The 9,167-nt window shown below is 59.4% G+C and carries 5 protein-coding genes; 3 read left to right on the top strand and 2 right to left on the bottom strand.

Annotation, left to right across the window (positions count from 1 at the left end; all coding sequences use genetic code 11):
- The 3 genes from ABX749_RS11585 to ABX749_RS11575 all read left to right on the top strand — a co-directional run.
- The coding region (locus tag ABX749_RS11585) for a TolC family protein (RefSeq protein WP_372896122.1) at positions 1-1,605 on the top strand (1,605 nt) is incomplete at its 5' end.
- Between the two features lie 737 nt (positions 1,606-2,342).
- Entirely contained in the window at positions 2,343-3,707 is a 1,365-nt protein-coding gene (locus ABX749_RS11580; protein WP_372896121.1) for a PAS domain-containing sensor histidine kinase, read from the top strand.
- Positions 3,692-5,131, top strand: coding sequence for a sigma-54-dependent transcriptional regulator (locus tag ABX749_RS11575; RefSeq protein ID WP_372896120.1), 1,440 nt, complete (start codon positions 3,692-3,694; stop codon positions 5,129-5,131). Before ABX749_RS11580 ends, ABX749_RS11575 begins: the two co-directional genes overlap by 16 nt.
- Positions 5,132-5,178: 47 nt before the next feature.
- Here the strand turns inward: ABX749_RS11575 and ABX749_RS11570 are convergent, their stop codons facing one another.
- Both ABX749_RS11570 and ABX749_RS11565 read right to left on the bottom strand, forming a co-directional pair.
- Positions 5,179-8,289 (bottom strand): efflux RND transporter permease subunit, encoded by a 3,111-nt coding sequence (locus ABX749_RS11570; RefSeq protein WP_372896119.1) that lies wholly within the window; start codon positions 8,287-8,289, stop codon positions 5,179-5,181.
- A 79-nt stretch (positions 8,290-8,368) separates the two neighbouring features.
- Positions 8,369-9,167, bottom strand: a 799-nt coding sequence (locus ABX749_RS11565; protein WP_372896118.1) for an efflux RND transporter periplasmic adaptor subunit, incomplete at its 5' end; no start/stop codon positions are given.

Below are 9,167 nucleotides of genomic sequence, written 5' to 3'. Positions count from 1 at the left end.
GCGGTGCGCACGGATGCCATTAGACATCGCAAGATGTCGCTATCGGCCTGTTGCTTGTTGTCTTTGGTCGGTTGTGCTCAAGTCGGTCCGCACCCCGACCCGCCGGCGACCGCGACAATCAATGCCTGGTCCCTGACCACCCCGGCGCCCGCAGCGCCCGACGGCCTGCAGTCCGGCGCCGCCACGCCGGTGCGCCCCACAGCGACACGTGAACCGGCCGGTGCCGTCGACACGGTCGCCTACGCGGAAGACGGGGACGAAGAAGCGATCAGTTTTGCCGATCAATTGGAACGAATCGCATTGCAGCCGGTCGATCTCCAGGCGGTTGAATCGCGATTGGAATCGTTCAGCGATCTGGTGACGGCCGACGGACCTCAAACGGTCGGCGAGAACGCCTACTCGCTCGAACAACTCGAACAGTTCGCACTGAGCAACAATCCCGCGATCATCGCCGCCGGCGCAACGGCCACCAAGGCCGCCGGGTTGCGGAACCAAGTGGGGACGCGCCCGAATCCGACGTTGGGCTATTTCGGACAACAACTCGCCGATGAAAATACCGACCAGCACGGCGTGTTTGTGGAACAGGAATTTGTTCGCGGGAACAAGTTAGAACTCAATCAAGAAGTCTTGGGCCATACGATGTCGGCCCAACGTTGGGAAATGCAGACCCAGCGGTTTCGCGTCTTGACGGATGTTCGTGTCCGCTTTTTCGAGGCCGTTGCGGCGCAGCGACGAGCCGATGCGACGCGAAATTTTGAAACAGTCGCCCGTCGCGGGGTTCAGATCGCGAAGGAGCGTCAAGAAGCCGAAGAGGGCAATCTGATCGAGGTCTTGCAGGCCCAGACGTTGCTCAGCGAAATCATGCTCGCCGCCGAGCAAGCGGAAATCGAGTATCGGGGTGCGTGGCAAGACCTGGCCGCCGTCGCCGGACTGGGCGATGCCGCCCCCGCGCGATTGGTCGACGCTCCCGCGACACCGCAATCATCCCGCGATTGGGAAACCGCCTACAGCCAGATTCTGTCCGAGAGCCCCGAGTTGTCCGCCGCCAACGCGTTGGTCTGTGAAAAGTACGCGTTGCTGAAGCGACAACGCGTGCAGATGGTTCCCAACCTGACCGCTCAGTTCGGTGCCGGCTATGACAACGCCACCGACTCGGGCATGATCAATCTGCAGTTCGACGCGCCCCTTCCCGTCTGGAACAAGAACGCGGGCAACATCTCCGCCGCCTACGCGGACTACACGCGAGCCTTGGAGGATGTCAAACGCATCGAACAAGCGATCAAAGCCAGACTGGCGCGGACCGCACAAGCCTTCGACTCCTCATTGGCGGCGGTCACGAAGTACGAGCAGGAGATCATTCCCCAGACGCAGAAAAGTTTGGACCTGAGTGAAGAAGCCTACCGAGCCGGTGAACTGGAGTTCTTGCAAGTCTTGGTCGTTCGCCGCAGCTATTTCGAATCGGCGATTCGTTTGATCACCGCCCAAGGTCAACTGGCACAGGCCAACGCCCAAGTCGAAGGGCTGTTATTGACCGGCGGCTTGGACGCCCCGGCCGATTACACCGACGGCGATGGAATCCGCGGCGCGTCCTTCGGCGGACAGTGATTTTGAATGGTGTCGGAGCTGAGTGGCAAAACGATAGATGGCAGAATAATGGGGTGGCAGTCTGCTGTTCGGTACCGATCCTCTCCATCTCCTTGTCTCCCCATCTCCTTGTCTCCCCATCCCATCTTCATCATTCTGCCCCGAATCATTCTGCCTTCTCCTCACCTCCCCTCGGCATTGTCTTGCCTCCATTGTCTTGCCACCCGCTCTGAGCAGCAAACACGCACCGAAGGCAAGAGTTGTTCACGTGATGGACAGATTCTTTCCATGACATTCTCCGCCACAGCTTGGCACTCAGGCGAGAAACGCGTTGCGCTGGCATGCGATGCGTCGGTGCGGTGATGAAATCGCTGCGTGGTGGTTTTGGCACATCGGTTGCAATCCCTTGAAGGGAAACGCTGTGAAGTCTTTTTTAGCGGTAGGGCGCGAGCCCTCCGATGTTCCGGTAACGATGAGGAACCGGAGGGCTTGCGCCCTGCCGCTATCACCTCGTCAAACGCTGGGGATCAATACTTCGCAGCGTAGCCTTGAAGGGGTCGATCCATCGTGCGGCGGGATCCACCGATCCCGTCGACGGCAAGTGGATGGTGTCCGCCGTGCGGCCGAGATGTTTGATGTCGAAATCGCTGATAGAATGGGAATTCCAGAACCGCCAGAATCAGGTTTGCAAGCCGCGGGCCGGCTTGTGTCGGGTCGCGCGGGTGCCTCGATTTCCCAGCTTTCGTCAGTTTTTGCGCATGTCCAACCGCGTGTCCGCCCTGTCATCGATGCTGCGTTCGCCGACGCGAATTCTGGGCATCGTCTTGATGCTGGTCTTCACCGCCGAAGTCGGCGTGATGTTTCTGTTGCCCCACGTGATGCCCGAGTTTCTGGGTGAATCGGGGACGGCGGTGCTCGATGCGGTGTTGCTGACGATGGTTTGCGCACCCGTGCTGTGGTGGGTCATCATCGGCCCCTTGCGGCGAATCGCGATTCAGGAGCATCAACGTTCTGAAACGATCGTGGCCAACGCCAGCGAGGGGATCATCACGTTTGACAGTGAAGGGCGTGTCGCGTCGTGCAATCGCGCCAGTTCGGAACTGTTGGGCGTCGACCCCGCCGATTGGGTCGGAAAAACAACACAATCACGGATGCCGGACTTTCCCCGTTCGTTCGAGACGCTTCCCTGCGAGTTTCGTATCAACGTCGATCGGCAAGACGGGACATCGTTTCCGGTCCAGGTCTCCGTCAGCGAATACCCTTCCGAAACCGGGCAATTAAGAATCGCGATCCTCCGTGATTTGACCGAGTTCGAACGGGCCGAACGAGAACGATTGTTGATGGCGCGCGAAACCGAAGCGTTGCGTGCACAACAGATGGCCACGTTGGCTCAACTGGCCACCGGCGTGGCACACGAGATCCGCAATCCGCTGACGTCCATCAAAATGTTGATCCAGGTCAATCGCAGCAAGTTCGCCGACGAGGGACTGCCGACCGACGATCTGGAATTGGTGGAACACGAGATTCGGCGGATGGAACGCTCGGTCAATGGTCTGCTCGACTATGCTCGCCCCGAACACGGTGAGTCGAAGACGTTTCCGATTCAAGACGCCATTGGTCGCACCGTTCAATTGATCGACGGACGGTGCGGCACCCAAAACGTCAACCTGGCGCTGGACTGCCCCGATGCGCCGATTTACATCGATGGTGACCTCGCACAGCTTCAACAACTGCTCTTGAACCTGACCCTCAACTCACTCGATGCGATGCCCGAGGGAGGCGAATTGGCGATCTCGGTGACGTCCGATGACTCGCAAGTCGAAGTGACGGTTGCCGACACCGGCGACGGGATCAGCGACGCGATGTTGGACAAACTGTTCACGCCCTTCGCGACCAGCAAACCCAATGGCGTCGGTCTGGGGCTGGGCATCTGTCGCCGGATCGCCCAGTCACATCACGGCAGCTTGGTCGGTTCCAACCGGATCCCGCGGGGGGCACAGTTTCGATTGACGCTGCCGATCGCCGGTCAAATCGCCGGTCAGACCGCCGGCCAAACGGACTCCGAGGCGGACCGAGATTCCGGCGACACGTCCGACAGCGAGGAATCATGCAAAGCCTGTTAGTCATCGATGACGAAGCCTCGATTTTGAAGGCGTTTGAGCGAGCGTTCACGACGGAAACCACCGCGGTCATGACCGCAAAAAACGGCGCCGACGGGGAAGCGTTGTTCATCCAGGCCAAACCCGACGTCGTGGTCTTGGACCTCAGCCTTCCCGACACCAACGGACTGGAATTGTTCAAGCGGCTGCGCGAAATCGATCCCCGCATCCCGTTCATTTTCATCACCGGTCACGGCACCGTCGAATCCGCGATCGAAGCGACCAAGCTGGGGGCGTACGACTATCTGTTCAAGCCGTTGGAGCTGGATGAGATGCGTGCGCTGCTGGAAAAGGCGTTTAACCTCAGCCGCATGGTGCGCGTCCAACCCGTGCTGGCCGATGACGATGCCCCGATGGGTGAACCAGTCGCCGACGCGATCGTCGGTCGTTGTCACGCGATGAAAGAAGTCTACAAGGCGATCGGCCGCGTGGCGTCGCAAAACTTGACCGTCCTGTTGTTGGGCGAAAGTGGAACCGGCAAGGAAGTCGTCGCCCAAGCGATCTATCACCACAGCGCCCGAGCCAGCGGACCGTTTCAAGCGATCAATTGTGCGGCGATTCCCGACGCGCTGTTGGAAAGCGAGATCTTTGGCCACGAAAAAGGAGCGTTCACCGACGCCCATCGCCAGCGGATCGGCAAACTCGAGCAGGCCGACCGCGGCACATTGTTCTTAGACGAAGTCGGTGACATGTCACCGATGACGCAAGCCAAGCTTTTGCGTGTGCTGCAAGACCAGACGTTCGAACGTGTCGGCGGCAACACACCGATCAAAGTCGACGCGCGGATCATCGCGGCGACGAATCATGATCTGAAAAAGCTCGTCACCGAAGGCCTGTTTCGATCGGACCTCTATTTCCGGCTCAGCGTTGTGACCATCCATCTGCCTCCGTTACGCGAGCGTGAAGATGATTTGAAGGTGTTGGCCGAGTATTTTCTGCGACGCTATAGCAACGAATTCGGCAAGGACATCCGAACGATCGCTCCAGAGACGCTCGAGATCTTGGATCAATATCATTGGCCCGGCAATGTTCGAGAGCTGGAAAGCGTGATGAAGCAGTCGCTGTTGACGGCGCGGGGCAACATCCTGCTGCCCGACTTTCTGCCACCGCTCAGCCTACCCGCACTCGGCGCCGGAACCTCGCAAGCGGACTCGCAGGCCGACATGTCAAGTTTCCTGTCCGAACCGTTTGTCGCCCGACGTTTGAAAGAGGGGACAGACAACTTGTACGCCGAAGCGATCTCGATCGCCGAACGGCAACTGATCACGCAAGTGCTGACCCACACCACGGGCAATCAACTCAAGGCCGCGACGATCTTGGGCATCTCACGGGTGACCCTTCGCAGCAAGATCAAATCGCTGGGCATCGACATCAATCAGTTCAGCTAAGTGTTTGCGAGCGGGAAAGGCTTCCAGGCTCGTCGATGCACGATCGGTCAGTGCAGCGTCGGTTCCGGTTCGCCATGATGCGTCAGTTCGATGTCCTTCAATCCGCGCGCAAACCAAGGGTAGATGCACGGCACCACCAGTGAGGTCAACAGGGTCGATGTGATCAGGCCCCCGATCACCACCGTTGCCAACGGACGCTGCATTTCCGCACCGTCGCTCGTCGACAGTGCCATCGGCAAGAACCCCAGGCTCGCCACCAAGGCGGTCATCAGCACCGGCCGCAGTCGCACTTGAGCGGTTTCGGCACTGACCTCGCGCAGTGGCATCCCGGTATGACGCAGATGTTCTGCGGCACTGACCCAAACCAACCCGTTCAGGACCGCGACACCGAACAGCGCGATAAACCCGACGCCGGCGGAAATACTGAACGGCATCGAACGCAAGTACAGCGCGATCACGCCGCCGGATGCCGCCATCGGGACGGCCAAGAAGATCAGCAGTGCTAATCGCAGGGATCCCAGACTGGTGTGCAACAGCAGCATGATGATGATCAACACGATCGGCAAAATGATGGCGAGTCGGCGGCTGGCCGATTGCAGATTTTCAAAGTCACCGCCCCAACGAATCTCGTAGCCGGGGGCAAATTCAACCTGCTCTTCCACCGCGGTTTGTGCCTCGTTGACGAACGTCGCGACGTCACGCCCACGCACGTTGGCAGAAATAAATGTCCGCCGTCGTTGGCCTTCGTGTTCGATCGTCGGCGGTGTTTCTTCCAGCCGGATGTCCGCAAGCTCCTTCAACGGGATCGATTGGCCGGCCGAATCGGCCACCGGAACCTGTTCGAGCAACTTGAGGTTCTCGCGCCAGTCGACCGGCACACGCACCATGATCGGATAACGCGCGCGGCCTTCAAAGATCTGTCCGACCTGGTGTCCGCCGAGCGATGAGACGACGTCGAGCACGGTTTGCGCATCGATGCCGTATTGTGCCAGCGCTTGTGGCCTGGTTTTGATGGTCAACGTCGACAGGTTGGCTTGGTAATCCGCTTTGACGTCCACGGCGCCGGGAATCGATCGCAGCACTGACTCGATTTCTTTGCCCTTGATCCCCAGTTCTTCCATGTCGTCCCCGTACAGCAAGACAGCGACGTCGGCCTTGACGCCGGCGACCAATTCGTCGACCCGCATTTCGATCGGTTGGGTGAAACCGAAGGCTACGCCGGGAACGTTTGCGTTCAGTTCATCGGACATCTGTTCGATCAACTCGTCACGCGTCTTCGGCTCCGGCCAACTGGCGACGGGCTTGAGCAGCACCCAGACGTCCGTCTGGTGCACGCCCATCACATCGTTGGCGATCTCCGGCCGCCCGGTTTTGGAGAACACGGTTTCGACTTCGGGGTACTTTTTCAGAATATTTTCGATCTGGGTCGACATTTCGATCGATCCCTCCAGCGTCGCACTGGGCAATCGCAACGCTTCGACCAACAAATCCCCCTCTTCCAACCGCGGCATGAACTCCGCACCCAAATGCCGTGCCATCGGCAAACTGACCGCAAAGATCGTCAGTGCCGAGGCGATCGTCACGACGGGGTGCTTGATCGCGCGGGTGACCAGCGGTGTGTAGAAGAACTTCACCACACGCACCAGAAAGACCTCTTTTTCCTTCATCTTTTTGGGAAGGAAGATCGAAGCCATCGCGGGCATGAACGACAGGGAAAGCACCAGGGATCCTCCAAGCGCGAACAGCACCGTCAACGCCATCGGCCGGAACAGTTTTCCTTCGGTGCCTTCCAGCAGCAGGATCGGCAAGAAGACGACGGCGATGATCAGTTCGCCGAACATGGTCGGTTTGCGGACTTCGACCGCGGCGTCACGGATCACGTCTTCGTGTGTCGTGTCACCGTTATCGTGGGAGAGTTTGCGGATGCAGTTTTCGACCATGATGACACTGCTGTCGACGATCAATCCGAAATCGATCGCCCCGAGACTCATCAGGCTGGCGGTGACGCCGGTGTAGGCCATCACGTTGGTGGCAAACAACATGGACAGCGGGATGGCCAAGGCGACGATGATCCCGGCGCGAAGATTGCCCAACATCAGCAACAGCACCACGATCACCAACATGCCGCCTTCGGTCAGATTGGTCAGCACCGTTTTCAGCGTTCGACCGATCAGCGCGGCACGGTCATAGGTCACTTCCAACGTCACGCCTTCGGGCAGCGTGACCTCGATCTCTTTCAAACGCTGTTTCGCCGCGGTGACGACCTCGCGTGAGTTTTCGCCGATCAGCATCATCACCAATCCCGTCACGATTTCGCCCCGACCGTCGCGTGTGACCGCACCTTGACGAGTCATCGGCTGGATACAGACCTCAGCGATGTCGCGAATCAGAATCGGATTGCCGTCGCTTTCGCGGCGAACCACCACCTCCTCGATGTCCTGCGCGTTTTCCAACAGCGACACCCCGCGAATGAAACGCTGTTCGCCGTGGTGGATCACGTAGCCGCCGCCGGACGTGTTGTTGTTGTTCTGCAGACGCTCGAACAGCAATTCCATCGAAATGCCATAGCTGGTCATGCGGTCGGGGTCGGGTTGCACCTCGAACGTCTTGTAGTAACCGCCGTGGGTGTTGATTTCCGTCACGCCGCTGACTTCGCGCAAGCGTGGCGCGACGTCCCATTCCAACAGCGTGCGCAATTGCATCGGGGTATGCCGGTCGCTGCGGACTTCAAACTGCAGGATTTCTCCCAGTGCGGTCGTCAACGGACCGACGGTCGGTGATCCGTAACCGGGCGGAATGCTGGCCGCGGCATCTCCCAGGCGTTCGGTCACCAGTTGTCGAGCACGATAGATATCGGTGCCTTCGGTGAACACAATCGTGACGACGGAGATGCCGAACTTGGAGACACTGCGGAGTTCTTCGACGTCCGGCAGCCCTCCCATGGTGTTCTCGACCGGATACGTGACGTAGCGTTCGACTTCGACCGGCGAGAGCGAACCGGCATCGGTGACGACTTGCACTTGCACGTTCGTCATGTCCGGCACCGCGTCGATCGGCAGGTGCAGCGCCGAGTACATTCCCGCGGCGGCCATCAACAACGTCAGAATGATGACCAGACCACGGTTGGTCAGTGAGAGTTCAATGATGCGAGTGAGCATGGTGCCGGGGTCGGAGTTGATTCACGTGTGGAGGTGGGTTCAGTGGGAGCGAAGTGGATGCCAATGCTTCCACCGGCTCTCACTCGGCTTCGCCTTGCAGCAACAGTTCGGACTTCAGCAAGAACGCCCCTTCGGTCACGACCTGTTGCCGCGGCGACAATCCCTCGGTGATTTCCACCCAGTCGTCCGACACGTCGCCGGTGGTCACGTCGACGCGTCGAAAGGCACCACCATCGACGTCGACGAACACGAATTGCTGGTTGTCGTGTTGGATGACCGATTCGGGTTTGACCGACAACGCCTGACGCGCTTGACCGATGGGAATCGTCACGCGGACAAACATGCCCGGTCGCAACAGGCCGTCTCGATTGTCGATTTTTGCCACCAAGGGGACCGAGTTGGTGTCGGATTGCACTTCGCGGCCGACGTAGTGAATCGTCGCGCCGAAAGACTGGTTTTCCAGCGCCGGAACGCGGACCGCGATTTCGGTTCCGGGTCGCAGCGACACCGCGGACCAATCGCTTTCACGAATACTCGCTTCGACGTACAACGAATCGGTGTTGGCCAGCACGATCAGCGAGTCGCCACGTGAGACGCGTTCGTTGTCGGCGAACATCCGCGATTCAACCGTACCGTCAAACGGGGCGCGGACTTCCAATCGCGACAACGCTTCTTCGTTGCTCAGATTCGCGGCTCGTTTGTCCTCCTTGTATCCGAGCAGGGTTTCGAGCGACTGCCACGCCAAATTCAGTTGACGATCGGCCTGCGACAACCCGGCTTCGGCTTGCAGTTTTGCTTGTTCGGCGTCGAAGGTTGCTTGATCGCGAGCGGTTCGGAACGCCGTTTCGGCCAGTTGTCGCTCGCCCTCGCGTTCACGG

Origin of the sequence: Stieleria sp. (assembly GCF_041595215.1) — a bacterium.
Taxonomy (GTDB): domain Bacteria; phylum Planctomycetota; class Planctomycetia; order Pirellulales; family Pirellulaceae; genus Stieleria; species Stieleria magnilauensis.
The sequence above is the reverse complement of the archived record's forward strand: the minus strand, read 5'-3'. Positions and strand labels throughout refer to the sequence as shown.

What these genes read in the sequence shown, in the direction of transcription:
- ABX749_RS11580 (WP_372896121.1), top strand. Translation starts at nt 2,343, where the DNA reads ATGTCCAACCGCGTGTCCGCCCTGTCATCGATGCTGCGTTCGCCGACG.
- ABX749_RS11575 (WP_372896120.1), top strand. Translation starts at nt 3,692, where the DNA reads ATGCAAAGCCTGTTAGTCATCGATGACGAAGCCTCGATTTTGAAGGCG.
- ABX749_RS11570 (WP_372896119.1), bottom strand. Translation starts at nt 8,289, where the DNA reads ATGCTCACTCGCATCATTGAACTCTCACTGACCAACCGTGGTCTGGTC.